Annotated in this window: 30 protein-coding genes; 17 read left to right on the forward strand and 13 right to left on the reverse strand. The window is 68.8% G+C overall.

Annotated elements, in window-relative coordinates; genetic code table 11:
• Positions 1–56 precede the first annotated feature (56 nt).
• The 4 genes from EVJ50_RS11960 (at position 57) to EVJ50_RS14715 (ending at position 2,891) form a co-directional block, all read left to right on the forward strand.
• A complete protein-coding gene (locus tag EVJ50_RS11960) occupies positions 57–1,031 on the forward strand; it encodes an o-succinylbenzoate synthase (RefSeq protein WP_150885011.1) in 975 nt (324 codons plus the stop codon).
• Positions 1,028–2,314 (forward strand): AMP-binding protein, encoded by a 1,287-nt coding sequence (locus EVJ50_RS11965; RefSeq protein ID WP_150884246.1) that lies wholly within the window; start codon positions 1,028–1,030, stop codon positions 2,312–2,314. Before EVJ50_RS11960 ends, EVJ50_RS11965 begins: the two co-directional genes overlap by 4 nt.
• A 130-nt stretch (positions 2,315–2,444) precedes the next feature.
• Entirely contained in the window at positions 2,445–2,714 is a 270-nt protein-coding gene (locus tag EVJ50_RS11970) for a TM2 domain-containing protein (RefSeq protein WP_150884247.1), read from the forward strand.
• 3 nt (positions 2,715–2,717) lie between these two features.
• Entirely contained in the window at positions 2,718–2,891 is a 174-nt protein-coding gene (locus EVJ50_RS14715; RefSeq protein ID WP_191964771.1) for a hypothetical protein, read from the forward strand.
• On the opposite strand, the gene EVJ50_RS11975 is transcribed toward EVJ50_RS14715, so the two are convergent.
• Entirely contained in the window at positions 2,892–3,608 is a 717-nt protein-coding gene (locus EVJ50_RS11975) for an SDR family NAD(P)-dependent oxidoreductase (protein WP_150884249.1), read from the reverse strand.
• Between the two features lie 13 nt (positions 3,609–3,621).
• Positions 3,622–4,104 (reverse strand): thioesterase family protein, encoded by a 483-nt coding sequence (locus EVJ50_RS11980; protein WP_150884251.1) that lies wholly within the window; start codon positions 4,102–4,104, stop codon positions 3,622–3,624.
• A 98-nt stretch (positions 4,105–4,202) separates the two neighbouring features.
• Between EVJ50_RS11980 and EVJ50_RS11985 the strand changes: the two genes are divergently transcribed.
• From EVJ50_RS11985 to EVJ50_RS11995, 3 genes are all read left to right on the forward strand, one after another.
• Entirely contained in the window at positions 4,203–4,898 is a 696-nt protein-coding gene (locus tag EVJ50_RS11985) for a hypothetical protein (RefSeq protein WP_150884253.1), read from the forward strand.
• A gap of 222 nt (positions 4,899–5,120) precedes the next feature.
• On the forward strand, positions 5,121–5,600 hold the full coding sequence (locus tag EVJ50_RS11990) for a thermonuclease family protein (protein WP_150884255.1): 480 nt from the start codon (positions 5,121–5,123) through the stop codon (positions 5,598–5,600).
• A gap of 344 nt (positions 5,601–5,944) precedes the next feature.
• Positions 5,945–8,365: a hypothetical protein gene (locus EVJ50_RS11995; RefSeq protein ID WP_191964772.1), complete on the forward strand. Its 2,421-nt coding sequence runs from the start codon at positions 5,945–5,947 to the stop codon at positions 8,363–8,365.
• A gap of 568 nt (positions 8,366–8,933) precedes the next feature.
• Here EVJ50_RS11995 and EVJ50_RS12000 read toward each other — a convergent pair.
• Together EVJ50_RS12000 and EVJ50_RS12005 are read right to left on the reverse strand one after the other, a co-directional pair.
• On the reverse strand, positions 8,934–9,269 hold the full coding sequence (locus EVJ50_RS12000) for a DUF2752 domain-containing protein (protein ID WP_225322927.1): 336 nt from the start codon (positions 9,267–9,269) through the stop codon (positions 8,934–8,936).
• 65 nt (positions 9,270–9,334) lie between these two features.
• On the reverse strand, positions 9,335–10,519 hold the full coding sequence (locus EVJ50_RS12005) for an NAD(P)H-quinone oxidoreductase subunit H (RefSeq protein ID WP_150884261.1): 1,185 nt from the start codon (positions 10,517–10,519) through the stop codon (positions 9,335–9,337).
• Here EVJ50_RS12005 and rsmH point away from each other — a divergent pair.
• A complete protein-coding gene (gene rsmH / locus EVJ50_RS12010; protein WP_150884263.1) occupies positions 10,518–11,462 on the forward strand; it encodes a 16S rRNA (cytosine(1402)-N(4))-methyltransferase RsmH in 945 nt (314 codons plus the stop codon). The two genes, EVJ50_RS12005 and rsmH, sit on opposite strands and share 2 nt — an antisense overlap.
• A gap of 13 nt (positions 11,463–11,475) precedes the next feature.
• Positions 11,476–12,039 (forward strand): DUF456 family protein, encoded by a 564-nt coding sequence (locus tag EVJ50_RS12015; RefSeq protein ID WP_150884265.1) that lies wholly within the window; start codon positions 11,476–11,478, stop codon positions 12,037–12,039.
• A gap of 30 nt (positions 12,040–12,069) precedes the next feature.
• On the opposite strand, the gene EVJ50_RS12020 is transcribed toward EVJ50_RS12015, so the two are convergent.
• Together EVJ50_RS12020 and EVJ50_RS12025 are read right to left on the reverse strand one after the other, a co-directional pair.
• The gene (locus EVJ50_RS12020; protein ID WP_150884267.1) at positions 12,070–12,840 is read right to left on the reverse strand and encodes a hypothetical protein; all 771 of its coding nucleotides are present in this window, start codon (positions 12,838–12,840) and stop codon (positions 12,070–12,072) included.
• 118 nt (positions 12,841–12,958) lie between these two features.
• Positions 12,959–14,113, reverse strand: coding sequence for a cysteine desulfurase family protein (locus tag EVJ50_RS12025; RefSeq protein WP_370455496.1), 1,155 nt, complete (start codon positions 14,111–14,113; stop codon positions 12,959–12,961).
• 48 nt (positions 14,114–14,161) lie between these two features.
• On the opposite strand from EVJ50_RS12025, the gene EVJ50_RS12030 reads away from it, so the two are divergent.
• The 5 genes from EVJ50_RS12030 to EVJ50_RS12050 all read left to right on the forward strand — a co-directional run bounded on the left by EVJ50_RS12030 (position 14,162) and on the right by EVJ50_RS12050 (position 17,523).
• Positions 14,162–14,704, forward strand: coding sequence for a hypothetical protein (locus EVJ50_RS12030; RefSeq protein ID WP_150884269.1), 543 nt, complete (start codon positions 14,162–14,164; stop codon positions 14,702–14,704).
• A 44-nt stretch (positions 14,705–14,748) separates the two neighbouring features.
• The gene (locus EVJ50_RS12035) at positions 14,749–15,492 is read left to right on the forward strand and encodes a response regulator transcription factor (protein ID WP_150884271.1); all 744 of its coding nucleotides are present in this window, start codon (positions 14,749–14,751) and stop codon (positions 15,490–15,492) included.
• A gap of 64 nt (positions 15,493–15,556) precedes the next feature.
• Positions 15,557–16,585 carry a pseudouridine synthase gene (locus EVJ50_RS12040; RefSeq protein WP_150884273.1) on the forward strand — a complete coding sequence of 343 codons (1,029 nt, stop codon included), beginning with the start codon at positions 15,557–15,559 and terminating at the stop codon, positions 16,583–16,585.
• Positions 16,572–17,231 carry a hypothetical protein gene (locus EVJ50_RS12045; protein WP_150884275.1) on the forward strand — a complete coding sequence of 220 codons (660 nt, stop codon included), beginning with the start codon at positions 16,572–16,574 and terminating at the stop codon, positions 17,229–17,231. The genes EVJ50_RS12040 and EVJ50_RS12045 overlap by 14 nt, the downstream gene beginning before the upstream one ends.
• A gap of 31 nt (positions 17,232–17,262) precedes the next feature.
• On the forward strand, positions 17,263–17,523 hold the full coding sequence (locus EVJ50_RS12050; protein WP_150884276.1) for a hypothetical protein: 261 nt from the start codon (positions 17,263–17,265) through the stop codon (positions 17,521–17,523).
• 15 nt (positions 17,524–17,538) lie between these two features.
• Here EVJ50_RS12050 and bchM read toward each other — a convergent pair whose 3' ends face one another.
• Together bchM and EVJ50_RS12060 are read right to left on the reverse strand one after the other, a co-directional pair.
• A complete protein-coding gene (gene bchM, locus EVJ50_RS12055) occupies positions 17,539–18,255 on the reverse strand; it encodes a magnesium protoporphyrin IX methyltransferase (protein ID WP_150884277.1) in 717 nt (238 codons plus the stop codon).
• A 32-nt stretch (positions 18,256–18,287) separates the two neighbouring features.
• Positions 18,288–19,523 (reverse strand): N-acetylglucosamine-6-phosphate deacetylase, encoded by a 1,236-nt coding sequence (locus EVJ50_RS12060; RefSeq protein WP_225322928.1) that lies wholly within the window; start codon positions 19,521–19,523, stop codon positions 18,288–18,290.
• Between EVJ50_RS12060 and purE the strand changes: the two genes are divergently transcribed.
• On the forward strand, positions 19,522–20,109 hold the full coding sequence (gene purE / locus EVJ50_RS12065) for a 5-(carboxyamino)imidazole ribonucleotide mutase (RefSeq protein ID WP_150884278.1): 588 nt from the start codon (positions 19,522–19,524) through the stop codon (positions 20,107–20,109). The genes EVJ50_RS12060 and purE overlap by 2 nt on opposite strands.
• A 22-nt stretch (positions 20,110–20,131) precedes the next feature.
• Positions 20,132–21,202, forward strand: a complete 1,071-nt coding sequence (locus tag EVJ50_RS12070; RefSeq protein ID WP_150885014.1) for an AI-2E family transporter — start codon at positions 20,132–20,134, stop codon at positions 21,200–21,202.
• Here the strand turns inward: EVJ50_RS12070 and cysC are convergent.
• Together cysC and EVJ50_RS12080 are read right to left on the reverse strand one after the other, a co-directional pair.
• Positions 21,168–21,806: an adenylyl-sulfate kinase gene (cysC, locus tag EVJ50_RS12075; protein WP_150884279.1), complete on the reverse strand. Its 639-nt coding sequence runs from the start codon at positions 21,804–21,806 to the stop codon at positions 21,168–21,170. The two genes, EVJ50_RS12070 and cysC, sit on opposite strands and share 35 nt — an antisense overlap.
• A gap of 74 nt (positions 21,807–21,880) precedes the next feature.
• Complete coding sequence (locus EVJ50_RS12080) at positions 21,881–22,228, reverse strand: translation initiation factor (protein ID WP_150884280.1); 348 nt, start codon at positions 22,226–22,228, stop codon at positions 21,881–21,883.
• 105 nt (positions 22,229–22,333) lie between these two features.
• Between EVJ50_RS12080 and trpB the strand changes: the two genes are divergently transcribed.
• The gene (trpB, locus tag EVJ50_RS12085) at positions 22,334–23,602 is read left to right on the forward strand and encodes a tryptophan synthase subunit beta (RefSeq protein ID WP_150884281.1); all 1,269 of its coding nucleotides are present in this window, start codon (positions 22,334–22,336) and stop codon (positions 23,600–23,602) included.
• A 21-nt stretch (positions 23,603–23,623) separates the two neighbouring features.
• Here the strand turns inward: trpB and EVJ50_RS12090 are convergent, their stop codons facing one another.
• The 3 genes from EVJ50_RS12090 to EVJ50_RS12100 form a co-directional block, all read right to left on the reverse strand.
• Positions 23,624–24,430, reverse strand: a complete 807-nt coding sequence (locus EVJ50_RS12090) for a 20S proteasome subunit A/B (RefSeq protein ID WP_150884282.1) — start codon at positions 24,428–24,430, stop codon at positions 23,624–23,626.
• 25 nt (positions 24,431–24,455) lie between these two features.
• Positions 24,456–25,475 (reverse strand): heat-inducible transcriptional repressor HrcA, encoded by a 1,020-nt coding sequence (locus EVJ50_RS12095; RefSeq protein WP_150884283.1) that lies wholly within the window; start codon positions 25,473–25,475, stop codon positions 24,456–24,458.
• A gap of 67 nt (positions 25,476–25,542) precedes the next feature.
• Positions 25,543–25,890, reverse strand: a complete 348-nt coding sequence (locus EVJ50_RS12100) for a rhodanese-like domain-containing protein (RefSeq protein WP_150884284.1) — start codon at positions 25,888–25,890, stop codon at positions 25,543–25,545.

Consider the following 25,890-nt stretch of genomic DNA (forward strand, 5'->3'; position numbering starts at 1 on the left):
GCGAGGACGCCCTGGAGCTGCAGTGGCGACCGTTTCGCTGGCCTCTGTCCCGACCGATGCGCACGGCCGGTGGTGTGTGGGCTCAGCGCCGCGGCTGGTTGCTGCGCGTGGCGTCAGGCGACGGTCGCCTGGGCTGGGGGGAGGCGGGCTGGCTGCTCGAGGCCGGAGCTCCCCTGCCACTCGCTCCGCCAGGTGATGGACGCTGCTCCCGCGAGGCGCTGGACCGCTGGCTGGCCGGTCGGGAGGGACCGCTGGCCTTTGCCCTCGGCGCGGCCCTGGCGGAGCTGGATGGTGAGGATCTGAGCGCCCCGGCGCCCGAGCGAGCGGGGCCGGTCGCTGCTTCCGCCGCGTTGCTGCCGGCCGGTGAGGCCATGCTGCCGGCGCTGCAGGAGTGGCTGGAGACGTTGCCCGCGGTCGATGTGTTCCCCTGGCCTCCCACCGTGAAATGGAAGGTGGCGGCCGGCTCCGACAACCAGGAACGGCGGTTGCTGGAGCGGCTGCTGGCCTGCCTGCCGGCGCAGGCGCGCCTCCGCCTGGATGCCAACGGTGGCTGGGACCGGTCCACCGCCCACGCCTGGGCGGACCGCCTGATGGAGGAGCCCCGCCTCCAGTGGCTGGAGCAGCCACTGCCCGCCGGGGACCTGGCCGGGCTCGAGGCACTCGACCGAGTCCTGCCGGTGGCCCTGGATGAATCCCTGCAGGCCAGCCCAGGGTTGCGCTCCCGCTGGCGGGGCTGGCAGGTGCGGCGCCCCGCTCGGGAGGGAGATCCCAGACCCCTGCTGCAGGCGCTTCGAGGTGGCGCACCGCGGCTGATGCTGAGCACGGATCTGGAGACCGGCATCGGGCGCCGCTGGCTGCTCCATCTGGCCCGGAGGCAGGCCGAAGGCCCCACGCCCGCGGCACCCGGCCTGGCTCCCGGCTGGACACCGGATGGGGGAGGGCTCTTCGATGTCGATCCCGCCGGCGTCTGGCGCGCCGCCGGGCCCCCGTCCGGCGCGGGCCAGGCGCCGGCGGGGGAGGCCAAGACATGAGCGCCCTCAGAACCCTGATCGGCGACGCTCCCGGCTCGCCCGAACTCCCGATCGACCGGCTCCACGCGATCTGGGATCGGGGCGACTGGGCCGCGCTGGTGAGCCGGGCCCTGCTGCCGGAGTGGCGGCAGGCGGCCACTCCGCCCGGTCAGCTCGACCCCCTGCAGCGCCTGCCCGAGGGGCCGGGTGTCCCCGCGGGACCGGGAGTGGTGGTGGGCAGCGGCGGCAGCCGCGGTGCGCGCCGCTGGTGCCTGCAGCCCCTGCGGCATCTGGAGGGCTCCGCAGGCGCCACGGCCGCGTGGCTGCGGCTGCAGGGCCTGAATCCACGTGATGTCTGCCATCTCACGCCACTGCCGCTGCACCACCTGAGCGGTCTGATGCCCTGGGTGCGGGCCCGCTCCTGGGGAGCGCGTTGCGTGCGGGTGCCGCCGGCCCTGCTGCGGCAGCCCGACGCCCTGGCGGAAGGCCTCCCGGCCCTTCCCCCCGCCGATGACCGGCCGCGGCTGATCTCGCTGGTGCCCACCCAGCTGCAGTGGCTCCTGGCCGATCCGGCCGGGGTGCGCTGGCTGCAGGGCATGGCGGTGATCTGGGTCGGCGGGGCGGCGCTGCTGCCCGGGCAGGCCGAGGCCGCCCGCCGCCATGGGATGCGGTTGGCCCCCTGCTACGGCGCCACCGAAACGGCGGCGATGGTCTGCGCCCTGCCGCCCGAGCGCTTCCTGGCCGGTGCTCCGGGCTGCGGTGCGGCGCTCGCCGACGTGGCGTTGCGGCTGGCTCCCGGCACGGGGGCGATCGAGGTGGCCTGCGCGCGCCTCAGCCCCGGCTGGCTGCAGCAGGGTCGCTTCCATCGCCTGGCGGCCGGGGATGGCTGGTGGCGCAGCGGCGATTCCGGCCGTCTCGGCCCCGAGGGCCTTGAGGTGCTCGGACGGCTGGATGACGCCATCACCAGTGGTGGGGAGACCGTGTTCCCGGGTCGCGTCGACCAGCGCCTGCGCGAGCTGGCCGCCTGCGTAGCCCTGCCTCTCGCGGACCTGCTGCTGCTGCCGACCCCCGATCCGCTCTGGGGGACACAGCTGGTGGCGCTGGTTCGACCTGCCGATGGTTGCGGCGACTCCATTGCTCGACAGGCTCTGCTCGACGGACTCAGACACTTGAGTGAGCGCCTGCCGGCCGCGGAGCGACCCCGGCACTGGGCTCTGTGCCCGGAGCTGGCGCCCAGTGAGAGCGGCAAGTGGGAGCGCAGCCGCTGGCAGGGGTGGTGGCAACGCCATCGGCCGCCCCCCTGAAGGCCCATCGGGCGTTTCGGTGGTTGCTCGGTGTCGGGGCGGCAATCGAGAAGCTGGTTGTCGGTTCCCTGCCAGCCGGCGCCTGAACGGCTAGAACCCCACGGCAGCCGCTGCCTCGCCAGCACCCGCAATGGACGCTTCAGAAATCAGCAACAAGAAACTCGCCGCGGGCCTGCTCGGCATCTTTCTCGGCTCGCTCGGCATCCACAAATTCGTTCTCGGCTACAAGAACGCCGGCATCATCATGCTGGCGGTCACCATCGCCGGCGGTATCGTGACCTGCGGCATCGCCAGCGGCGTGATGGGTGTGATCGGCCTGATCGAGGGGGTGATCTACCTGACCAAGAGCGATGCCGAATTCAACGAGCAGTACATCGAGGGCAGCAAGGCCTGGTTCTGAACCATGACCAGCCTGCCCCGCATCCCCACCGCCGTTCTGGCCCTCGCCGCTCTCGGAACGGCCGGGATGATGGCGGGGGTGCCCCATGACCGGTTTCACCCCCTGGCCACCCAGCTCAGCCTGCTGCCGCTGCAGCTCGGGGCCGTGATCTGGGCTCTGGGACGGTTGCGCCGCTGATCAGCCGATCTCCAGCTGGCTGTTGAGCGCCAGCTCCTGGGGAATCGCCGCGTTGCCCAGCCGCAGCAGACCCGCCACCAGCTCGGCGATCTGGGCGGGCTGGATCATGCTGGTTGGATCGACCGGCACCCGGCTGGCCATGCTGGTGTTCACCCAGGCCGGGCAGATCGAGGTGACCCGGATGCCGGCCTCCCATCCTTCGTTGCGCATGGCCTGGCCGAGGGCCTGGAGCGCGAACTTGCTCACCGGGTAGGCCGCCATGGTGCCCTTCACCCGCTTGCCCGACATGGAGGAGAGGTTGATCACCCGGCCCTGACCATGGGCCAGCAGCTGGGGCCAGGCGGCCCGGGTCAGCCACCAAGGGCCGAGCACATTCACCTCGAAGCAGCGACGGATCTCCGCCTCGTCGCCTTCAGCGAACAGAAATGGCACCCGGCTCAGGATGCCGGCCACATTCACCACCGTGTCCACTCCCCCGAAGCGATCCACGGCCCGGGCCACCCAGCGCTCGGCGGCATCCGGATCGGTGGCCTCGTAGGCGACCCGCTGCACCAGTGGGTCCTCGCCCAGGGGGGTGCCCGCCAGCGCCTCCGGCTCCCGGCAGCCGAGGCTCAGGCGGTGCTTCTCCTGCAGCAAGTGCTCGGCGATGGCCCGGCCGATGCCGCCGGTGGCCCCGCTGATCATCACGGTGCGGGGTGCTGCAGGCGTGGCGGTCATAACGGGGTCGGGTTCAGAGAGCTTGCACGCCCCGGCCGAGGCCGGAGGCCTCCAGCCAGCGGGCGATGGGGTCGGGCAGGGGGCAGCGCCGGCGCGAGGCCGCATCGATCGCCACATGCCGGCTCAGGGCCCTGGCCAGAGGGGGCACTCCCGCCGTCTCGGCGGCCTCGCCCCCTGATCCCTCTCGATGCAGCGTGTAGCCCACCTCGAAGGCGGTGGGATCCAGGCGCCGCGGTGTGAGCACGATCCGCAGCGGCTCGCCGCAGTGCACCGGGGCCAGGAAGTCGGCCTGGCAGTGGCTGATCGGCAGGGCCACGGCCAGAGGGCGGCCCGCTGTGGGAAAGATCGCGGCGGCCGGGATGCCGAAGCGTTCGAGACTCTCCTCATAGGCCTCGTGGCACCAGCGCAGCAGCTGGTGGAAGTGCATCACCCCCGCCCCATCGGTGTCGCCGAAGCGGGCGGTTCGCGGAAGGCTCAACCAGGGCCGCGGCTCCATGGGCGCATCCTGGCAGGGGCTGATTCCAGCAGCTGGGGGGTGCGTGGGCGCCGCGGGCCGCGGCCCCTACATTCCGGGCATTCCATTCCCCGGCTCCGTTGGCTGCGCCCTTCGCCACCGAACAACCCAGCCTGAACAGGGCCTGGCGGGCCTTCGTCGACCACATTCCCACCATCCTTCTGATCTGGCTGGCCACCGCGGTGATCAGCGGCCTGGGGGTGATGGTGTATCTGGCGATCGCCCTGATCGGCCTGGCCATCAGTGGCGGCAATGTCGACACCGATGTCAGCGAGATCGTTGTCACCCTTTCCGGTGTGCTGGCGCAGATGGGCCAGCTGCCGTTCACGCTGCTCTCCAATCTGGTGGGGGTGCTGTTCGTGGCCGTGCCCGCGCTCTATTACGAGCAGGGGGAGACGATCACCACCGCTGAGGCGTTCAGTGCCCTGTTGCGCCGGCCGCTGCGCTATTTGCTGGCCGGCGTTCTCTTCTCCCTCAGCGTGGCCCTGGGGTTGCTGCTCTGCATCCTTCCAGGGCTTGCGGTGTCGCTGGTGATGCCGGTCTATGTGAACCGCATCTTCACCACCGATGTGGGGATCGTCGATGCCCTGCGCACCTCCATCCAGTCGGTGTACAGCAGCGAGAAGGGCCTCACCTTCGTGGGCATTCAGCTGCTTGTCGGCCTGCTGGTGATCGTCTTCACGCTCTGCAGCTGCGGGGTCGGTGCCCTGATCGCCGTTCCGGTGGCGACGTTCTACATCCAGAACGCGGCGTATCACCAGGGGGTGCTGCGCTGAAAGCCATCCTGCCGCCGGTGCCTTTGTTCAGCCGGCCAAGGAGCAGCAGCTCAGATCGCAGGGGTGGAGTGGTGTCTCATCTGAGCGCTCCGAAATGGTGAGCAGATCGTGTGCAGCTTGGTCCCGAGTTGTCGGGTCAAAGGGTGCGTCTCAGGTGGATCCGGCGGGATCGGCCCCACCACGATGATCACGGCGCCCTCTGCCAGCCCAACCCCCTGCCAGATGGGAGCCACGCCCTTCATCAGCGATCAGGGCTTCAACAGCTGTGTGTTGGCCGCGGCCCGTCTCGTCTCCACCGACCTCCACCGCCTCCGAGCGGAAGTTCCCTGCCTGCGACAAATGACCCGCACCCCCCTCCTGCTCCTCGCCACCCTGCTGGTGGGCGGCACCCCCGGTGATGCCGCCGTGGTGGAACGGGTGATCGACGGTGACACCCTGGTGCTGCGTGGTGGGACGCGGATCCGCCTGGCCTGCATGGATGCCCCGGAACGAGGTCAGCCCGGGGCGGCCGCGACCACACGACGCCTGCGCCATCTCACGGCCGGAGGGGTCCAGGTGGAGCCGCTCACCACCGACCGCTTCGGCCGGACCGTGGCCGAGGTCTGGACACCGGCCGGGGTGAACGTCGGCAAGAGGCTGGTGGAGGAGGGGCTGGCGCGGATCCACCCCCGTTACCGAGATCAGTGCGCCTGGTCCAGTTGAGGCGCCGTTGCGGGGAGAGTCGTGTGCCGGGTTGAGCAGGATTGCGACTGATGTGTGACTGAGGGCACGGAAGTGCAACCCGGTGATGAATCGCCCCAGCCCAGAGGAGTCGGAAGCTACAGATTCCCGGCTTGAGACATGGGCTAAAGGTGGCGGATCTCATGCAACGAACATCATTCCCCTCCATCTGTAGGGTTCTGTCTCCGAATCCTTCAGATGAAGGATGAACGGGTCGGGTGGCCGGCAGACCATGACATCAGGAGCCAAGGGAAGCGGCCTGCACCAGATCTCATCTGAGCAGGTCTGTCATCACTACTCCGATACCCGCAAACCAGGTGATGATCATGACCCCAATCAACGTCGACCGAATCACTGGCTACAGCAGCAAGCATGCGTTGGATTCCGACACTGCCCCCGAGTCATCTGACCTGATTGACGGGCAGCACGGCCTGGCTCCCGTAGGCCTGGAGAGTGCAGCCACCGGCGCCCCGTTTGCCGATCCTAAGTTCCTGTTCTGGCAAACAATCCCCGAAGAGGATCTCCGTCAGGTCAACCTCGATGGCTGGGCTGATGTGTATGACGGTCAGCGTCTGGGTAACCCAAGTAGTCCTTGGGAGCTGACTGTGCGGAAAAGAGGCTCGATCTCTAATGTTGGAGATTTCAAGAACGACTACTTCTTTACGCGGATTGACCCCCATCTGGAGAACAGCGCCCTCCAGGTTGGACAAGCAACCTGGTGGGTGTACTCAAGCGTTGCGGGCAATGACGCAGACAACGTGATCATTGGAGCCGGCTACGTCCCACTGAGCGATGGCGCGTTCCAGATGCCCTATATCCATGACAACGAGCTCTTCGGGAATGGCGGCAATGATGTGTTGATCGGACGGGCGGGCAACGATCTGCTTGATGGCGGGGCCGATAACGATCGCCTCGTCAGTGGGCTTGGCAACGACACCCTTCGAGGTGGATCAGGTGATGACTGGCTCATCGTCAGTGGTCGCTACAACGATTCTGATCGGAACGTGCTGAACGGAGGTGCCGGTTCCGACACCTTCGTGCTGGCTCCAATGACTGGAAATAGCTGGTTGCAGCTGGATCCTGGAAGCAGTGGAAACGCCTTTGGTTCCGACGTCTCCCAAGGCCTCAGCATTAGCAGCAATATCCTTATGTCGACGCCTGTGACTAGACCGCTGGGCTATCTCACGCGGGCAGCCAGCGAATTGGTGAATCTCATCAATCCGAGCCCAAGCACGCCTCCAAGCCTGAACTTCCACTGGCCTGATGCTGATGTGATCGAGGACTTTAATCCATTCGAGGACTCACTCATCCTCAACTATGACCCTGGCGCGACGTCGATGAAGATCACCCAGAAGGATGTTGGCTACGGGTTCATGGTGGAGCAGGAGGCGAACGGGATCTACACGATCTTGGCAAATGTCGACTATGACCTCGACTCCATGAACAGATACCTCTCAGAGCAAGGGATGGAAGCGTTCACGAATGGCCTCCAAGGAGAGCGGCTCTTCGTAAATCATGCCTTCGCCACGATGAAAAACTCAATGGTGGCTCTGGAGGGGAATAGTGCGTCATTTAGCCTGGACCACGTCGGGGATGAGAACATTCATCCAATGTTTACTGGCGACGACGTCCCGATGACGAGACAACTCGGCCAGAATGGCGTATTGCTCATGGGCGCGTACGGCAGCCAGGCAATCATGAGGGTCAACGATGAGAAGAAGTTCTTGGGCAGCGACTTCGGCGATACATTTGTGGCCTTCGCCTCTGATAGCGCGGACGAGCCCGACATGGATGACGTGAAAGTCTGGGGCTTCGGCGGCGATGACATGTTCATGACCGGTGGCGGAAAAAACTACATCTATGGCGGTGAAGGATCCGACTGGATCTCCTACGACTATCAGACCAACTTCTCCACTCGGGGGATCGATGCTGATTTGGTCCGTGGGCATATCCAGAACGGCATTCGTGAGTTCGATACACCCGAAGTAACTTCCGAATCCCGTGAACGCGACTACGTTTATAGCGTTGAGAACATCCAAGGAAGCAGGCTTGATGATGTCATTCGCGGTGATGGCAACGACAACACCCTGATTAGCGGTACAGGCGACGATATCCTCGCCGGCAGGGGTGGAGCCGACACCTTTGTGCTGACCGGCGGCAGCAACACAATCGAGGATGCGACTGGGGCGGACAGCATCGAGATCCTTGCTGATGCCTACGCTCCGTCTATTCCTGCCATCGACGGAGCCGATAGACCCGCCTTTGTGATCTCGGAGATCGATCGCAACGGTGACCGCACCATCACCTCCAGCCGCGGAGAACTGGTGGCCACCCTCAACAACCAGCAGGGCAGCTCCTTTGATCCCATCACCGGCATCCGCGTCATCGACGCAGGTCGCAACAGCATCGATGCCGACCTCAGCTTTGGTCTCCCCCTCGATCCACCCACCGAGCCCGAACTCCCTGGCACCGATCCGCTGCCCGGCGATCCCATCACCGGGACCGCTGGTGACGACATCCTGATGGGGACGGGTGCCGCTGACACCTTCCTCTGGTCCGCTGGAAACGACGTCGTCTCAGGCTTCAGCTTCGAGCACGGCGATCTGTTCCACATCCAGGCTGATACCAGCTATTCCATCGTCCAGTCCGGCGCCGATGCTCAGCTGGTCACTGACTTCGGCACCACCACCTTCACCGGAGTGTCTGCTGATCAGCTCGTAGCGGAGCAGTCGGTCGTGATCGTCTGACCACCATCGACCGGGCTCAGACCACACATGCCCCCGGGCTCCGCGTCTGGGGGGGTTCTTATGGGCGGAGCCTGGTGGCGAATCGACTCCCTCCGTCGCGCGCGCTTGTCCAGATGAGCAGGAGCACGTTCCTGTGCTGCGCCAAAGAAAGGCCGGGCCGCCCAACCAGAGACCCGACCCGGTGCCGTGTGACCCGGCGTACGTACCGGGCATTGGGGATTGGTGCAGGTCCATTCCTTTGGCTCATGGCGCGAGCAGAACGATCCGGCTTGCTGATGGCGACCGATCGGTTGACCAGGACTCTCGCCCATTCATTGGGACCCCTGCGCAGCGTCATGACCACCCGAGCCCAGGCGATCGGCCTCGCCCTCAGCGCCCGTCTTCTTCGCCTGGTTGCGGAGCCTGCCAGCGTTCAGCTGACGCCGTAGCGGCGCTGCGACAGGGAGCGGGCGGAAGTAACCCGACTGAACACCAGCTCCAGGCCCTGAATCCTGGCCTCTACGCCGCGCACGAAGCGAATGACAGGGCGGGCGTGTGCTCCTATCGCTGCCGTGTCTCACCGCCTCGTTCAGCCTGCCGCTGGAAACACCTGCATCCCGAACCCCCACTGCAGGGTGAGCCGCGCCAGCCAGTAGGCCAGCAGTGCCACTGCGGCCAGCACCAGATGCCGCCCCTGCAGGGACGGCGGCAGCAGGCGGCGCTGCCGCAGAGCCCAGAACGACCAGGCGAACAGGCCCACAGCCACCAGGGGGCCGAAGGCATGCAGGCTCACGGCGCTCTCAAGGTCGCCCCGAAAGGTGGCGGAGGTGGCCCGGGTGAGGAAGCAGCTGGGACAGGGGACTCCGGTGAGGCTGCGCAGCGGGCACTCCCAGCCCGGCAGGCCGGGGTGCCAGGCCTTGATCACCAGATAGGTGGTGAGGGTGGCCGGCAGCAGATGGCCGGCATGCTGCAGCCGCTGCAGGAAGTGCCTCAGCGATCCACCGAGCCCATGATCACATCGATCGAGCCGAGGATGGCCATGATGTCCGCCACCTTGGCTCCCTGCAGGATGTGGGGAAGGATCTGGAGGTTGTTGAAGTCGGCGGCCCGGATCTTCCAGCGCCAGGGCGTCACATCGTTGCTGCCGATGATGAACACGCCCAGCTCACCCTTGCCGGATTCGACGCGGCAGTAGAGCTCGCCATCGGGGATCTTGAAGGTGGGAGCCACCTTCTTGGCCACGTACTGGTAATCGAACCCGGCGAATTCACTGGTCTTGCCTTCGGCCATCCGCCGCGCTTCCAGATTCTCCGTCGGTCCGCCGGGAATCATCGTGCAGGCCTGCTGGAGGATGCGCAGGGACTGGCGCATCTCCTGGATGCGAACCCGGTAGCGCGCGTAGCAGTCGCCTTCGGTTGCGCAGGCCACGTCCCAGTCGAAATCGTCGTAGCACTCGTAGTGGTCGACCTTGCGCAGATCCCAGGGCACCCCCGAGGCCCGCAGCATCGGGCCGGACAGGCTCCAGTTGATCGCCTGCTCGCGGCTGATCACGCCGAGGCCCTCGATGCGGCGACGAAAGATGGGGTTGTCGGTGATCAGCTTTTCGTATTCATCGATCTTGGGGCCGAACCAGTTGCAGAAGTCCTGGCACTTCTCCAGCCAGCCCCAGGGCAGATCGGCAGCGACGCCACCGATGCGGAAGTAGTTGTTGTTGATCAGCCGCTGACCGGTGGCCGCCTCCCAGAGGTCGTAGATCATCTCCCGTTCACGGAAGATGTAGAAGAAGGGCGTCTGCGCGCCCACGTCCGCCAGGAAGGGGCCAAGCCAGAGCAGGTGATTGGCGATCCGGTTCAGCTCGAGCATCAGCACCCGGATGTAGCTGGCGCGGCGCGGCACCGGCACATCGGCCAGCTGCTCGGGAGCATTGACGGTGATCGCCTCGTTGAACATTCCGGCCGCGTAGTCCCAGCGGCTCACGTAGGGCACGAACATCACGTTCGTGCGGTTCTCCGCGATCTTCTCCATGCCGCGGTGCAGGTAGCCGATCACCGGCTCGCAGTCCACCACGTCCTCGCCGTCGAGGGTCACCACCAGCCGCAGCACCCCGTGCATCGAGGGGTGGTGGGGGCCGAAGTTCACCACCATCGGCTCCGTGCGCGTTTCCAGCTGCGTCATGGATCCGGGTCGGTGGAGCCCAGATCTTAGGAAGGAGGCCGCGATCGACCGACCGCCGCTGGACCGCTTCGATCACACGTCCGTGCTGCTGGAGCCGGTGCTCGAGCTCTTTGCCCACGCTCCGGCCCGGGGCGTGCTGCTGGACGCGACGCTCGGAGGGGCCGGCCACAGCGCCGCCCTGCTCGAGGCCCATCCGGGCTGGCAGCTGATCGGCCTGGACCGGGATCCCACAGCCCGGGCCGCGGCTCGGGAGCGCCTGCAGTGCTTCGGCGCGCGGGCTCAGGTGCTGGCGGGCAGCTTCGCCGAGCACGTGCCCGACCAGCCCCTGATCGGGGTGCTGGCGGATCTGGGGGTGAGCAGCCCCCAGCTGGACGTGCCGGAACGGGGCTTCAGCTTCCGCCAGCCCGGGCCGATCGACATGCGCATGGACCCGACCGGGAGCCCCTCCGCCGCCGACCTGCTCGACACCCTGCCGGAGCAGGACCTGGCCGACCTCATCTACCGCTACGGCGAGGAGCGTCTCTCCCGCCGCATCGCCCGGCGTCTGGTGGCGCAGCGCCCCTGGAGCGAACCGGAACGCACCACCGCTGATCTGGCCTATGCGGTGGCCGGTTGCTATCCCCCCCGGGCCCGGCGCGGCCGCATCCATCCCGCCACGCGCACCTTCCAGGCGTTGCGGATCGCGGTGAACGATGAACTCGCGGCTCTGGAGACCCTGCTGGCACGAGGCCCTGACTGGCTGGCCCCCTCGGGCGTGCTGGCCGTGATCAGCTTCCATTCGCTCGAGGACCGGCGGGTCAAGCAGGCGTTCCTGGCCGACCCGCGCCTGGAGCGGCTGACCCGGCGGGCGATCCAGGCCTCCCCCGAGGAGCAGGAGCGCAATCCCCGCAGCCGCTCGGCCCGCCTGCGGGCGGCCCGTCGCCTGAAGATGGCTCCCGGCTGATCCCAGGGAGTCCATGCCCAGCGATCCGGTCTGGTGGCTGGCGGTGCTGATTCAGGCCCTGGCGGTTGCCGGAACCCTGCTCCCGCTGCTGCCGGGTCTGGTGCTGCTGCCACTGGGGGCCCTGCTCTGGTGCTGGCGCACCGGCTGGGAGCAGGGATGGTGGGCTCTGCTGCTGGTGGGTCTGCTGACCCTCGCGGGCCTTCTCGCCGATCTGCTGGCCCTCGGTCTCGCCTCCGCTCGGCTTCAGGCCAGCCGCTGGGCCCCCGTCGGGGCCGGCATCGGACTGGTGCTGGGGGTGTTCGGCCTGCTGCCGGCTCTGCCGGTGGGTGGCCCCCTGCTGGCGGCCCTGGTCGGCCCCTGGCTGGGCGCCGCGCTGGTGGAGCTCTGGGTGGCCCTGCGCCCGCCCCAGTCGCTCGGCGGCCCTGCCGCCCTGCGGCGCGGCGCCACGGTGGGGCTGGCCGTGGTGGCCGGCCTGCTGGTGAGCAAGGCGGCTCAGCTGCTGCTGGCGCTGCTGGGCATGCTGGGCTTCGTCGCCCTCACCCTGGTCGAATCCGGGGTCGCCGCCGGGGCGGGCTGAGGGGTCAGCAGCCCAGGGGCCCCGTGGGGTTCAGAGGCCGCTGCTGCTCATCAGGCCGGTCAGATCCTCGGTACCGAACACCTGGCGATAGGCGGCTGTGGCGACACAGGACACGAGCGGGGTGGCCACGAGCAGGCCGACACCGCAGAGGGCCACACCCGCCATCACCAGCACCCCCAGCAGGAGCGCCAGCAGAAAGAAACGACCCCACTGGGGGTCCACGGTCCGCCGGCCGCGCTCGATCGTGGCCACCGGCCCGGGACCCTCCAGGAGGGCGATCTGCACCAGGAACATCTGGTTGATGCCCAGATACAGGAGCACGGCGAAGGCCACCAGAGCGGGGATGATCACGAGCGGTTTGGCCAGCTGGTAGGCGCCCGCCCCGAGGAGGCCGATCAGCACCAGGATCACCAGCATCAGGATGCCGAGGGTGAGCTGGCGCAGGAACAGCCGCACCATGGCGCCCCCATCCCAGCGCAGAAAACTGCCCAGCTCCGGCCGTCCACCTTCCAGGGCCTCCCAGGTGCCCCGCAGCATGCCGGTGGCGCCCCAGAGGCTCACCACAACGGTCACCAGGCTGCCCACCAGGCTCACGACCAGACCGATCAGGTCCATGCCGGTGTCTTCGGTGAAGGTGCTGGCCTGCTGCAGACCGGAGCCGATCAGGTTCACCACACCCCAGATCAGCGTGAACACCACGAACGGGCCGGGCGCGCGCTTGAAGCCCTCCCAGCCGTCCTTCAGCGCCTCCATCACCCTGAGCTCGGAGCCGGAACTGGGGGAAATGCCGCTGCTGGCCATGGATCCGGGGGGGCGCCGGGCGCCGGGACGCACTGACGGAAACGTAGCGACGCGAACGGTTTCTGGCCGTCCGGGCAGCACTTCTGGCCGAGTCCAGCGGGTCCCACGCTGCCTGGCCTCAGCCCGGTCGATCGCGCCGCAGCTGACGCACCACGTCAGCGATCCGGCTGCCGGCCGCATCGACCTCTCCCTCGCTGGTCTGCCGCCCCAGGCTCAGCCGCAGCGATGCCTCCGCTTCCCGGCGGCTGCGGCCGAGGGCCGCCAGCACATGCGAGGGTTCGCCGGCGCTGCAGGCGGAGCCGCTGCTGCAGGCGATGCTGCGGCGGAGCTCGCGATGCAGCGCCGCTCCGTTCACCCCCCGCACCGTGACGCTGAGGTTGTGGGCGAGGCGGTGCTCCATCGACCCGTTCACCACCACATCCCCGAGCTCCAGCAGCGGCGTCAGCAACCGCTGCCGCAGTTCGGAGCAGCGCTGCTGCCGTTCCACCCGGTCCGCCTGAGCGAGCGCCGAGGCTTCGGCCAGGCCCGCGATCAGGGGCACGGGCAGTGTTCCCGCCCGCAGTCCCCGCTCCTGGCCGCCCCCGTGGAGCTGGGCATGCAGTCGGATCTCCGGCGCCACCACCAGCGCCCCGATGCCCTTGGGCCCGTACAGCTTGTGGCCGCTGAGGCTGAGCAGATCGATCCCCAGCCGGCGCGGCTCGAGTGCCATGTGGCCGAAGGCCTGTGCGGCGTCGCAGTGCCAGGGCACGCCGCGGCTGCGGCAGAGGCGCCCGATCGCCTCCAGCGGCTGGATCACCCCGATCTCGTTGTTGGCCGCCATCACGCTCACCAGCCGGGTGTCCGGGGTGATGGCGGCGTCCAGCCGTGCGGGGTCCAGGCGCCCGTCCGGATCCACCGGCAGCAGGGTCAGCTCCCAGCCGCGCCGCCGCAGGTCCTCCAGAGGGTCGAGCACGGCCCGGTGCTCGCTGACCACGCTCACCAGATGGCCCGGCGCCGCGGCGGTCTCCGCCAATCCCTTGAGAGCCAGGTTGTTGGCTTCGGTGGCTCCACTGGTGAACACCACCCAGTCCGGCGGCACATCGAGGTGGGAGGCGATCCGCTCGCGCGCGATGTCCACCGCTGCGGCCGCAGCCAGCCCGATGCGGTGGGCCCGGCTGGCGGGATTGCCGAACCCGCCATTCCAGTGGGGCTCCATGGCGGCCACCACCTCGGCCGCACAGGGGGTGGTGGCCTGGTGATCGAGGTAGATCAGAGGGGCGGGCAGGGGCTGCACTGGCGATCCGGTATCGCCATGCTGGCAACGCCGTCATGGCGGTCGCCCATGCCAGAACCGCTCCTCCGACCCAGGTCTCCTGCCCGCCGTCGCCGGCTTCCGATCGCCCTGGCGCTGCTGCCGGCGCTGCTGTCGCTTGCGGCGGCCGGCAGGACCCAGATCCTGAAGGGCGACCCGAGCCAGGCCCGGCCGGCCGAGCTGGTGCTGCTCTGGGAACGTCCGTACTGGGGCGGCGTCCAGGCTCTCGGTGTGTTCGATGTGGCCCCCGTCAGCAGCGACCCGACCCTGCGCCGCCTGAAGGTGTGGGATGAGAAACCGGAGCAGCTGCTGGTGCGCAACGAAAGCGTGCGCTGCGATCCCGAGCAGCCCCTGAGGGTGACCAGCGACGGCCAGGACCTGATCGTGCGCCAGCTCAACCCGGGCGGCCGCATCATTCCCAGCAACCGGGATGACCACCTGATCTGGTGGGCCGGGTGTCATCCGGAGCACGCCGGTGAGGACCCCGCAGGACTGGCCGAGACCGCGCGGCAGCTTGGCTACACCGGCCTTGTGGTGGAAACCCTGCAGCGCCTGCCGGGAGCCGGGCGCTGAACCCTGGATAGATTCCGCACAGTCCGTGCCGGAGCCGCACTGCGATGAGTGATCAGGCCTCTGCCCCTGAAGCCCCGAACGAGACGCCAGCCGAGCCGGTGGCGCCCCGGTTGCTTCTGGTGGACGATGAACCGGGCCTGAGGGCGGCGGTTCAGGCCTACCTGGAGGACGAGGGCTTCGAGGTGACCACCGCCGTGGATGGCGAGGAGGGCTGGGAGCGGGCCCAGACCCTCCATCCCGATGTGGTCATCAGCGACGTGATGATGCCGCGCTGCGATGGCTATGGCCTGCTCCAGCGCCTCCGGGCCGACGAGCGGCTGGGCGGCACGCCGGTGATCTTCCTCACCGCCAAGGGCATGACGGCCGATCGTACCCAGGGGTTCCTGGCGGGGGTGGACGACTACATCCCCAAGCCGTTCGATCCGGACGAGCTGGTGGCCCGCGTGCGCAACGTGCTGCGCCGGCAGGAGCGGCTGCTGGCGGAAGCCGCCCGCTTCGCCGATGCCGACATCGGCCAGATGGCCCGCCAGATCACCGAGATCCGCACCCTGCTGGCCGATGGCGGTCGCCGCAGCCCCGCCGATGCCGTGCAGCACGATTTCACCCCGCGGGAGGCCAGCGTGCTCCAGCTGGTGGCCGAGGGGCTGATGAACAAGGAGATCGCCCGTCAGCTGGAGACCTCGATCCGCAATGTGGAGAAGTACGTGAGCCGCCTCTTCATCAAGACTTCCACCTCCAGCCGCACCGAGCTCGTCCGCTACGCCCTCGAGCACGGTCTGGTGACCTGAGGACGCCGGTCCTCCGTGCGGGATCAACCTCGTCGGGCCCGCTCTCTTCCGGCCCCGCTTCCCGATGCAGCCGTCGCTCAACCAGGGCTGGACCTACCGGGACCGTGTGGGCCCCACCGATGCGGGCAAGACCGCGCTGGCCTTCTACAGCTCTCGCCATCGCCATTCCGATGCCGTCTGCTGGCAGCAGCGGCTGCTGCAGGGTCAGGTGCTGCGCGCCGGCCGCCCGCTCGGGCCGGAGACGCCGCTGCATCGAGGTGATCTGCTCCTGTGGAGGCGTCCGCCCTGGCTGGAGGCGGCGGTTCCCGATCAGTGGCAGGTGCTGCGCGATGACGGTGATCTGCTGGCTCTGGACAAACCCTCCGGCCTGCCTGTCATGCCCGGTGGCGGCTTCCTGGAGCACACTCTGCTGAGGCTGCTGCAGCGCCGCCATGCCGACGACCCCCGCGGCGTCCCGGTTCCGGTTCATCGCCTGGGTCGCCACACGTCAGGCGTGATGCTCTGCGCTCGCTCCGCCCGGGCCAGGGCGCGGCTCAGCCGCCTGTTCCGCGGCTGTAGTGAGCAGGCGGGTGACGGGTCGCGCGAGGGCACCGCGAAGGTGGGGCGAGCTGCGGAGTGGGGCCCCCTCCTGAAGAGGTACCGAGCCCTGGTCCCTCACAACGCGCTGCCGCTGCAGTGCGGCGAGAGCCGGGTGATCCGGGTCCCGATCGGGTTGCGGCCCCACCCTCTGCTCGGTCGGATCTGGTGTGCCGATCCCCCGGGTGGCCGGCCGGCCTGGAGCCGGATCACGCGCCTCGGGAAGGCGGAGGCTGGGGATGTGGCGGAGGTGCTGATCCGCACCGGCCGCCCTCACCAGATCCGCATCCACCTGGCCTGGTTCGGTGCTCCCCTGCTCGGGGATCCGCTCTACCGGGTCGGTGGGGCCGTTGATCCCGACCATGCGCCCGGTGACGGGGGCTATCACCTGCACGCGCACCGGCTCACACTGGTGGAGTCGGGTTCTGGCGTGCTGAAGCTGGAAGCCCCTGCGCCGCAGGCGCTGATCGCCTGTGCGGCAGGGTGGCTCCCCGAGAGCTGGGGTGGTGATGGCTGAAACGGTTTTCCTGCATCTGGGACTGCACAAGGCAGCCTCTTCTTCGTTTCAGGCGACCTGTGCGCAGAACAGCGATCTACTGCGCACGCAGGCAATCTGCTACCCGCCTTTCAGGCATCCTTCCTGTCCGGATCGCATCCTGGAGAATCACTCCTTACCGCTTCACTCGCTCTTCGCTGAGAGGCCTGAACAACATCACATCAATATCCAGTGTGGCATCGCAGACTGCACTCAGATCAACGACGTCAATATGCAGATTCTGAAGGATGCTCTATATGGATCTCGAGTCGTTCTTCTCTCTGCTGAGGATGTTTGCGACCTCAGCCAAAAGGACATGCGTCATCTCAGGCTGTTTCTCTCCGGCCGCTGCCGCCGCTTGATTCCTTTCGCGCTTGTCCGTTCACCCTATGCTCTGCATTGCTCCGCTCTCGCCGCGATGGTGGTGCATGGCGGCAGGCGCATGGACGCTGCCAGGCCGCTTCTGTCGCAGCGCTGGAAAATCGAGCGTCTGATGAAGGTGTTCGGGTCGGCGATTCGTTGGTTTTCGTTTGCGGAGGCCTGCTGTGCCAGCGGGGGGGCCTGTGGCATTCCTGCTGTCTTTTCTGGGGTTGGATCCCGGCCGATTCTCCATCGTTCGTGCCAATGACGGCCCGTCCAACGACTGGGTCAGGGCTCAGATGCTGGTGAACGCCATGGAACCCAGAATTGTGGATGAGGCCATCAATCCCGCCTGGTATCAGGTGCCGCCCCGTGCGGGAGCTCGTTTTCTCCTCACTGCCGCTGAGCTGGATGGGCTACGTGGTCAGCTGGAGGTCGAGAACAACTATCTGCGCCAACGCTTTGGCCAGACCTTCTGCGACCGGATGCTGCCGGTGTCCGATGAACTGCCGCACCGGTTTCTGGAGGAGTCGACCGGCCGGACCGGGGCTGAGGCCTGACCCCGCGGTCCTCGCTCAGAGCGCAGCCCCGCTGAAGCGTTCGAAGGCGATCAGGCGTGAGAAGTAGAAGGGCGCGGTGTTGAGGCTGCGGCGGCGGGCCTGGAATCCCATGCTCTCGGCAGTGGCCACGATGCCGGCCTCCCGCAACTGGTAGGCGCGGGTGGTCTTGCTGGGCCCCGGGAACAGCTGGCCCACGCGCTTGAGCAGCGCCAGGGAGGGGCTGTAGGGGGCGAAGCTCACGATCAGCTGCCGTTGCGCCAGACCGGCCAGATGCCGCACCATCTGCTCCGCCTGCTCCTGCGGGTAGTGGATGAACACATCCAGGCAGACCACCGTGTCGTAGGTGCCGCTGATCGATTCCAGATCGCTGGTGCTCACCTGAAGCTGCTCCGGGCTGATCCCGGCGCGCTCGGCCCGTCGCCGGGTCTCCAGCACCATGGCTCCGGAGAGGTCGCTCGCCACCACCCGGCCGGCTCCGGCCAGGGCCAGCGGCAGAGCCAGGCTCCCCACCCCGCAGCCGGCATCGCAGATGCTGCGCCCGCTCAGATCCCCCTCCTGCTTCAGCCAGCCCAGCACCTCATCGACCGTCTTCTGGTGGCCGATGCGGATGTTGCGCTGGACCTTGTTGACGTCGTCGCTGTCGCTGTAGATGCGGTTCCAGCGATCGAAACCCGTGCCGTTGAAATAGGCCTCAACCTGCTCCTTCTCACTGGCCTGCGGTTCCGCGGTCATGGGGAGGAGCGCTGCAACGAACGGCGCGGATCCTATGGGAGCTGCTCCTCTCCGTTGCGGCGCCAGCTCAGCTCGCCGCCGTGCTCGCTCCAGCGCAGGCAGGCGCTGAGCGGCCGGTGCAGCAGAAGATCGATGGCCTGTAGCGGTCGACGGCGGAGTGCCCGCCATGGGGTCACCGTCGCGGCGGCGATGGCGGCGGAGCGCTCGCCGCTCCAGGCGGCCAGCCGCCGGACCCCTTCCAGCAGTGGCAGGGTCACCCCCGCCAGGGTTCCGTCCTCCAGACGGCAGGTGCCGTCCTGCACGATCAGGGGCCGGCTGTCCCAGCGGTGGGTCCCGTCGCCGAGGCCGTAGGGCGCCAGGGCATCGCTCACCAGGGTCAGCTGAGCGGGCGCCAGCCGCTGCAGAAGCACGGCCAGCGACGGACTCACGTGCACGCCGTCGGCGATCAGCCCCAGGGCGATGCCGCCGTGCAGCAGGGCGGCCGCCACCGGGCCGGGGGCGCGGTGGCCGAGGCCGGGCATGGCGTTGAAGGTGTGGGTCAGCATGGCCACCCCAGCCGCGAAGGCCGCCCGGGCCTGCCCCTCGTCGGCTTCGCTGTGGCCCAGGCAGACCAGGGCGCCCCGACCCGCCAGGTCGCGCACCAGCGCCTCGCCGCCGGGCCGCTCGGGGGCCAGGGTGACCATGGCGATGTCCGCATCGGGGCCGCAGAGGAACCCCTCCAGGCGGGCGCGCAGGGCATCCGCCGAGGGCGGCACGATCTGATCGCCGGGATGGGCGCCGCGGCGCACGGGGGCCAGGAACGGCCCCTCCAGGTGGGCTCCCAGCAGGCGGCAGCGGCCCGGGCGATGCCGTTGGCGCGCCTCGCGCAACACCGCCAGGGCCCGGCGCAGATCCTCCGGCGGGCAGGTCACGATCGTGGGGGCGATCGCTTCCACACCGTCCTCCCAGAGTCGCTGCAGCAGGGCATCGAGGCGATCCCGATCGCACTCCTTCAGTTCCGGGAAGGCGAGACCCAGACCGCCGTTGATCTGGAGATCGACGCCCATCGGGCTGAGCCAGTCGCCCTGCCAGTCCTCGCCGGCGGCGCGGCTGCCGCGGGAGATCCGCTGCACGGCAACGATTCTGTCGTCGTCGTCAACGCCGACGCGCCAGCGGCGATCGATCGCCTCCGCCGACCGGTCGGTGCCGGGCAGGCGCACGTTGCTCAGCCAGCGCACGGGGCGCCTCCGGGAGAGGATGGCCCCATCCTTGCCGAGCGAAGCCGTCATGCCGCCATCGGCCGCCGAACCGTCCGCCGATCCGCCTGCCGCTCCACCGTCCGGTCCCGCCCGGGTGGCGGTGGTGATGGGCAGTGACTCGGATCTGCCCACCCTGGAGCCGGGCGTGCGCCTGCTCGAGCGCTTCGGGGTCGCCACCGAGGTCAGGGTGCTCTCGGCCCATCGCACGCCGCTGGAGATGGTGGCCTTCGCCGCGGACGCCGCCGGCCGCGGCCTGCAGGTGATCGTGGCCGGAGCCGGTGGCGCCGCCCATCTGCCGGGCATGGTCGCCTCGCTGACCACCCTGCCGGTGATCGGCGTGCCGGTGCGCAGCCGCGCCCTCTCGGGGGTGGATTCGCTGCACTCGATCGTGCAGATGCCGGCGGGCATCCCGGTCGCCACCGTGGCCATCGGCAACGCCATCAACGCCGCCCTGCTGGCGATCCGGATCCTGGCCGTGTCCGATCCGGACCTGGCCCAGGCCCTGGCGGGCCATCAGCGGGAGATGCATCAGCAGGTGCGGGGCAAGGACGAGCGGCTGCAGGACCTCGGTGCCAGTGCCTATCTCGCCGCCATGGAGACCTCCGGCGGTGGCTGAGGCCCCGGTGCTGCCCCGCTGGATGCGCTGGGGGCTCAGCCTGCCCCTGCTGGCGCTGAATCTGGTGGTGCTGCGGCTGCTGTTGCTGCCCCTGGCCCCGTTCCCGGCCCTGTTCCTCACCGCGGCCCTGATCGCCTTCCTGCTGGATCTGCCCTGCCGCTGGCTCAGCGCCCGGGGCCTGCCCCGCTGGCTGGCCATCAGCCTGGTGGTGCTCAGTGCCGTTCTGGCGCTGCTGCTGGCGGCCATCACACTCGTGCCGCGGCTGATCGACCAGCTCAGCCAGCTGATCAGCGCTCTGCCCCGCTGGCTGGTGGCGGCCGAGAGCTGGGTGAACCAGCTGCAGGTCTGGGCCCAGGGCCGGGGTCTCCCCACCGAGTTCGGTGACCTGAGCAGCGATCTGATCACACGCACCAGCCGGGTGATCAGCCAGCTCAGCCAGCAGTTGCTGAGCGTGCTCGGAGCCACGCTGGGAGTCACGATCAACACCGTGATCGTCCTGGTGCTGGCGGTGTTCCTGCTGCTGGGCGGAGAGTCGATCGCCGCAGGGCTGGCGGGATGGCTGCCTCCCCCCTGGCGGGAGCGGGTCACCGGCACGCTGGAGAGGACCTTCCGGGGCTACTTCGCCGGTCAGGTGCTGCTGGCGCTGATCCTCAGCCTCGGCCAGATCCTGGTGTTCACCCTGCTGCGCATCCCCTACGGCGTGCTGTTCGCCGTGGCGATCGGTGTCACCACCCTGATCCCCTATGCCAGTGCCTTCACCATCGTGCTGGTGAGCCTGCTGCTGGCCCTTGAGGATCCGCGCACCGGCCTCGAGATCCTCGCGGCCGCCATCGTGGTCGGCCAGGTGGTGGATCAGGTGGTGCAGCCCCGCCTGATGGGCAAGATCGTCGGTCTGCAGCCGGCCTGGCTGCTGATCAGCCTGCCTCTTGGCGCCCGTCTCGGCGACCTCTTCGGGTTCGGGCAGCTTCTGGGTCTGCTGCTGGCGGTGCCGGCCGCCAGCTCTCTGAAGACCCTGATCGATGCGGCCCGTTCAGAACCCGCCCGCGGGGCGGCTGCCCTCAGTCCGCCGCAGGCAGGATCCCCTTCGCCCTGAGGTGGTCCAGCACGCTGGCCACGCAGCTCGCCAGATCCTGTTCACCGGTGTTGAGCCGCAGTTCCGGTGACTCCGGCTCCTCGTAGGGGCTGGAGATACCGGTGAAATCCTTGATCGCTCCGGCTCTTGCCTTGGCATAGAGACCCTTGGGATCCCGCTCCTCACACACGCTGAGGGAGGCGGCGCAGTGGATCTCGACGAAATCACCGTCGGCGACCAGGGAGCGGGCCCGGTCGCGGTCGCTGCGGAAGGGGGAGACGAAGGCCGTCAGCACGATCACGCCGGCATCCAGAAACAGCCGGGCGACCTCGCCGATGCGACGGATGTTCTCCTCCCGGTCGGCATCGGAGAAGCCCAGGTCCTTGCAGAGCCCGTGGCGGATGTTGTCGCCATCGAGCACGTAGGCCGCCAGCCCGTGCTGGAACAGCTCAGCGTTCACGGCATTGGCCAGGGTGCTCTTGCCCGAGCCCGACAGGCCCGTGAACCAGAGGATGGCGCTGCGGTGCCCACGCTGGCGGGCCCGGTCCTCGCGGTTCACCGCGTGCTGATGCCAGACGACGTTGGTGGCCTTCACGGTGGTGTCACCAGCCGGTGTGGCGGTCATCGCAACTCGATCAAACGGTTTGAATTCTCTCCTGCGGTCCCGACAGCCCCGCCTCCGCATGTGTTGACCAGCGTTCAGCCGCCGGCGCGTTTCGGGCGGAAGCCCTCCTCCTCCAGCAGCGCGATTGCCTGGTCCACCCGATCCCCCTGCAGTTCCAGGGCGTCCTCCCGCAGGGTGCCGCCGCTGCCGATGCGCCCCTTGAGCCGTTTCAGCAGTGCCCTGCGCTCGCTGTCGGTCAGCTCCAGCCCGCGGATGACCGTCACCGTCTTGCCTCCCTTGCCCGCGCGGGTGGGCTGCACCCGCACCGTCTGCTGCGCTTTCGGTGTGGTGGAGCCCCCTCCACCAGCCGCTGGGGCACCGGACCGGGTGACGCCGCGCTCCAGTGCCGGGTCGTTCCATTCCCGCCAGCCTCCCTTCGGCATGGTCTCCGCCCCGGCGTCCGCCTGTCTGAGCGCATCCTCCTGCAGGCCCGCCGGCCGGGCTGCCTACGCTGACGGCACGTCCGCAGGCCCGCCGCCGACCGCTCCGTGACCAGCACCCTGCCTCCCAACACCAGCACCGACGCGGGCTCCGATGCTCTCGCTCCGGCCGCGCGCCCGGGTCCCCAGGGTCGCTTCGGGCGCTACGGCGGCCAGTACGTGCCGGAAACCCTCATGCCGGCCCTGGCCGAGCTGGAGACCGCCGCCGCCAGGGCCTGGGCCGATCCGGCCTTCACCGGCGAGCTGAACCGGCTTCTGGCCAGTTACGTCGGCCGTCCCACGGCGCTCTACGAGGCCGAGCGTCTCACCGCCCACTACCGCCGTCCGGAGGGTGGTCCGCGCCTGTGGCTCAAGCGGGAAGACCTGAACCACACCGGCGCCCACAAGATCAACAACGCCCTCGGCCAGGCGCTTCTCGCCCTCCGGATGGGCAAGAAGCGGATCATCGCCGAGACCGGTGCCGGACAGCACGGTGTGGCCACCGCCACGGTCTGTGCCCGCTTCGGGCTGGAGTGCGTCATCTACATGGGCGCGGAGGACATGCGCCGGCAGGCGCTCAACGTCTTCCGCATGCGCCTGCTGGGAGCGCGGGTGCAGCCGGTCACCGCCGGAACGGCCACCCTCAAGGACGCCACCAGCGAGGCGATCCGGGACTGGGTGACCAATGTGGAGACCACCCATTACATCCTCGGGTCGGTGGCCGGGCCTCACCCCTACCCGATGCTCGTGCGCGATTTCCATGCGGTCATCGGCCAGGAGACGCGCCGCCAGTGCCAGGAGGCCTTCGGGCGTCTGCCGGATGTGCTGGTGGCCTGCGTGGGCGGGGGCTCCAATGCCATGGGCCTGTTCCACCCCTTCGTGCCGGAAACCTCCGTGCGGATGATCGGCGTCGAGGCGGCAGGCGAGGGGGTGGCCAGCGGGCGCCACGCGGCCACGATCACGGAGGGACGCACCGGTGTGCTCCACGGCGCCATGAGCCTGCTGCTGCAGGACGACGACGGCCAGGTGCAGGAAGCCCATTCCATCAGTGCCGGCCTCGACTACCCGGGTGTGGGCCCCGAGCACAGCTACCTGCGGGAGATCGGCCGCGTCGACTACGTGGCGGTCACCGATGCCCAGGCCCTCGAGGCCCTGCAGCGCCTCAGCCAGCTCGAGGGGATCATCCCGGCCCTCGAGACGGCCCATGCCTTCGCCCATCTCGAGCAGCTCTGCCCCACCCTCGCTCCGGGCACGGAAGTGGTGCTGAACCTCTCCGGCCGGGGGGACAAGGACGTCAACACGGTGGCCGAGCGCCTGGGGGGTGACCTGGCCGGCTGAGCCTGAGGGGTCAGCACCGGGTCAGAGCGGCTGTTCCTCCCAGGCGAAGCGCGGCAGGCGCTGCAAACCATCCTGCATGCAGCCGGCCCAGACCTCCATCGAGCGGCTGATCTCCGGGGCCCCCTTGTCGAGCTTCACGCGGCGGGAGATGCGCAGCTCATCGGCCGGCATCATCGCCAGTTCGAACGGAGGGCCCACCGTCAGGTTCGAGCGCCGCGTGATCATCAGGGAGATGAGGCAGAGCCGGGCGGCATCCTCGAGGCTCAGGCCGCAGTGGCCGACGAAGTCCAGCGGCGGCTTGCCGTATTTGCTCTCCCCGATCTGGAGGAAGGGGGTGTCGGCGGTGGCCATCACCGCATTGCCCTGGGAGTAGACGAGGTAAAGACCGTGCGCTTCGCCGCGGATCTGTCCTCCCAGGATGAAGCTGGCTTCGGCGCTGGCTCCCGATTGATGCAGCGACTCGCGGTGCTGCTCCTGCACCGCCACGCTCACCCGGCCCACGTACTCCGCCGCTTCGAACAGATAGCGGGCTGAGAGAAGATCCCGGCCGCCGCCCTTGCTGCTCGTCGTCTCTGAACCGGACGGCTCCGCCGCCCCGCCCTCCTCCGTTCGCCCGCCGTTGTGCTCCAGGTCGCGCTGGATGCGGTTCAGCACCGACTGGGTGGTGGCCAGATTGCCGGCGGCCAGCAGCACGAACAGCCGATCGTCCGCTGGCTGGAACACGTGCATCTTGCTGTAGGTGGAGATGTAATCCACCCCGGCATTGGTGCGGGAATCGGAGGCGAAGACCAGGCCACCATCCAGCAGGAAGCCGACGCAGTAGGTCATCGGTGCGGCCCGGTCTCCCTTCCTCCTAACTCAGCAGCCGCGTCAGCGTCCCGGCAACGGCTCTCACGGCGGCGCGTGCGGTGGCGTAGGCCATCCGCATCGGGCCGACCAGGGCCACCTGGCCCACCGCAGCGTCCGTCCCATCGGGTTCGGCTCTCAGGCAGGAGTAGGGGGCCTGAACCACCGAACAGTGCTGCAGATCGGCCAGGGGGTGCTCCTCCCCGATCCAGATGCCTCCGAGCGGTGCCAGTGGCGGCGGTACCAGCTGATGGGGGGACTCCTCCAGCAGGGCCACCAGGCGGCGGAGATCCAGGGGGTCCTGGAACTCGGGCTGGCAGAGCAGTCCGCTGAGTCCCTGGCTGATCGCGCCGGGCCCGTCGCTGCCCGCGGCCTGCCGGTCACTGTCCAGCGCCTGGCGGAGCACCGCGCCGCTGGTGCGCAGATGGCGGGGCAGGGCGTCCCAGTCGATCGGCTGGCGGCCATTGGAATCGAGCTGGTCGCTGAGCCAGCGTTCCAGGGCGGGCACCTCGTCGCTGGCGCTGCGGGGCAGGCGCACGTTGAGAGGGCGGGCGCTCGTGGCCTCCTCCACCAGCAGAACCGTGAGGCGCTCGCCGCTCGCCACCAGGCGCACCGCCTGCAGCCTGCAGGAGGTCGGCCTCGGTCTGGTGATCACGCTCAGCAGCCCGGTGAAATCCGCCAGCCGCCGGGCCAGCTGCAGCAGCAGGTCGTCCAGGGAGGCCCAGCGCAGCGTGAGCCCGGCCAGTTCACCCTCCAGCCGTCGGGCACCGCCTCCGGGGGCGGGCATCAGGCAGTCCACGTAATGGCGGTACCCCTGCTGGCTGGGGATGCGGCCGGCGGAGGTGTGGGGCTGCATCAGCAGTCCGCGCTGCTCGAGAGCGCCCATGGCCGAGCGGACCGTGGCGGGGCTGGCCTGGAGCTGAAACCTCCGCACCAGGGTCTTGCTGCCGACGGGCTCGGTGGTGTCGACGTAGTGACGCACCGTGGCCTGAAGCACCTGCCGTTGACGCTCGGGCAGCGGATGCACGGGGCCGGTGGTGACGTGGGACAGCGATGTTACGCAGGCCGGTCAACGGCTGCCGGCCCGCCGCGCCTCAGTAGCGGGGGACGGAGGGATCCACATCCACGCTCCAGGCGTCGATGCCGCCTTCGAGGTTCCAGACCTCGCTGTGGGCCTGCTGCTCCAGCAGCCAGCAGCCGAACTGCCAGCTCCGCATTCCGGCATGGCACAGCACCACCACCGGGGTCGTCGGGTCCAGGGAGTCGGGCAGGGCCGGCAGCCAGTCCTGAGAACGGCTCAGGGGCAGATGGAGCACCGGGTGGTTCAGACGGGCCATCTCCAGTTCCTGGTCTTCCCGCACGTCCACGAGCTGAAGCCGTTCGCCGCTCGCGAGGCGCTCCTGCAGCTCGCGTGCGCTGAGGCGGGCCGGCGTCGGAGTCAT

The sequence above is a fragment of the Synechococcus sp. RSCCF101 genome (assembly GCF_008807075.1).
Lineage (GTDB): Bacteria > Cyanobacteriota > Cyanobacteriia > PCC-6307 > Cyanobiaceae > RSCCF101.

What these genes read in the sequence shown, in the direction of transcription:
- EVJ50_RS11960 (WP_150885011.1), top strand. Translation starts at nt 57, where the DNA reads ATGCGCACGGCCGGTGGTGTGTGGGCTCAGCGCCGCGGCTGGTTGCTG.
- EVJ50_RS11965 (WP_150884246.1), top strand. Translation starts at nt 1,028, where the DNA reads ATGAGCGCCCTCAGAACCCTGATCGGCGACGCTCCCGGCTCGCCCGAA.
- EVJ50_RS11970 (WP_150884247.1), top strand. Translation starts at nt 2,445, where the DNA reads ATGGACGCTTCAGAAATCAGCAACAAGAAACTCGCCGCGGGCCTGCTC.
- EVJ50_RS14715 (WP_191964771.1), top strand. Translation starts at nt 2,718, where the DNA reads ATGACCAGCCTGCCCCGCATCCCCACCGCCGTTCTGGCCCTCGCCGCT.
- EVJ50_RS11975 (WP_150884249.1), bottom strand. Translation starts at nt 3,608, where the DNA reads ATGACCGCCACGCCTGCAGCACCCCGCACCGTGATGATCAGCGGGGCC.
- EVJ50_RS11980 (WP_150884251.1), bottom strand. Translation starts at nt 4,104, where the DNA reads ATGGAGCCGCGGCCCTGGTTGAGCCTTCCGCGAACCGCCCGCTTCGGC.
- EVJ50_RS11990 (WP_150884255.1), top strand. Translation starts at nt 5,121, where the DNA reads ATGGGAGCCACGCCCTTCATCAGCGATCAGGGCTTCAACAGCTGTGTG.
- EVJ50_RS11995 (WP_191964772.1), top strand. Translation starts at nt 5,945, where the DNA reads ATGACCCCAATCAACGTCGACCGAATCACTGGCTACAGCAGCAAGCAT.
- rsmH (WP_150884263.1), top strand. Translation starts at nt 10,518, where the DNA reads ATGGATCCGGGTCGGTGGAGCCCAGATCTTAGGAAGGAGGCCGCGATC.
- EVJ50_RS12005 (WP_150884261.1), bottom strand. Translation starts at nt 10,519, where the DNA reads ATGACGCAGCTGGAAACGCGCACGGAGCCGATGGTGGTGAACTTCGGC.
- EVJ50_RS12015 (WP_150884265.1), top strand. Translation starts at nt 11,476, where the DNA reads ATGCCCAGCGATCCGGTCTGGTGGCTGGCGGTGCTGATTCAGGCCCTG.
- EVJ50_RS12020 (WP_150884267.1), bottom strand. Translation starts at nt 12,840, where the DNA reads ATGGCCAGCAGCGGCATTTCCCCCAGTTCCGGCTCCGAGCTCAGGGTG.
- EVJ50_RS12030 (WP_150884269.1), top strand. Translation starts at nt 14,162, where the DNA reads ATGCCAGAACCGCTCCTCCGACCCAGGTCTCCTGCCCGCCGTCGCCGG.
- EVJ50_RS12035 (WP_150884271.1), top strand. Translation starts at nt 14,749, where the DNA reads ATGAGTGATCAGGCCTCTGCCCCTGAAGCCCCGAACGAGACGCCAGCC.
- EVJ50_RS12040 (WP_150884273.1), top strand. Translation starts at nt 15,557, where the DNA reads ATGCAGCCGTCGCTCAACCAGGGCTGGACCTACCGGGACCGTGTGGGC.
- EVJ50_RS12050 (WP_150884276.1), top strand. Translation starts at nt 17,263, where the DNA reads ATGCTGGTGAACGCCATGGAACCCAGAATTGTGGATGAGGCCATCAAT.
- bchM (WP_150884277.1), bottom strand. Translation starts at nt 18,255, where the DNA reads ATGACCGCGGAACCGCAGGCCAGTGAGAAGGAGCAGGTTGAGGCCTAT.
- purE (WP_150884278.1), top strand. Translation starts at nt 19,522, where the DNA reads ATGCCGCCATCGGCCGCCGAACCGTCCGCCGATCCGCCTGCCGCTCCA.
- EVJ50_RS12060 (WP_225322928.1), bottom strand. Translation starts at nt 19,523, where the DNA reads ATGACGGCTTCGCTCGGCAAGGATGGGGCCATCCTCTCCCGGAGGCGC.
- EVJ50_RS12070 (WP_150885014.1), top strand. Translation starts at nt 20,132, where the DNA reads ATGCGCTGGGGGCTCAGCCTGCCCCTGCTGGCGCTGAATCTGGTGGTG.
- cysC (WP_150884279.1), bottom strand. Translation starts at nt 21,806, where the DNA reads ATGACCGCCACACCGGCTGGTGACACCACCGTGAAGGCCACCAACGTC.
- EVJ50_RS12080 (WP_150884280.1), bottom strand. Translation starts at nt 22,228, where the DNA reads ATGCCGAAGGGAGGCTGGCGGGAATGGAACGACCCGGCACTGGAGCGC.
- EVJ50_RS12090 (WP_150884282.1), bottom strand. Translation starts at nt 24,430, where the DNA reads ATGACCTACTGCGTCGGCTTCCTGCTGGATGGTGGCCTGGTCTTCGCC.
- EVJ50_RS12100 (WP_150884284.1), bottom strand. Translation starts at nt 25,890, where the DNA reads ATGACTCCGACGCCGGCCCGCCTCAGCGCACGCGAGCTGCAGGAGCGC.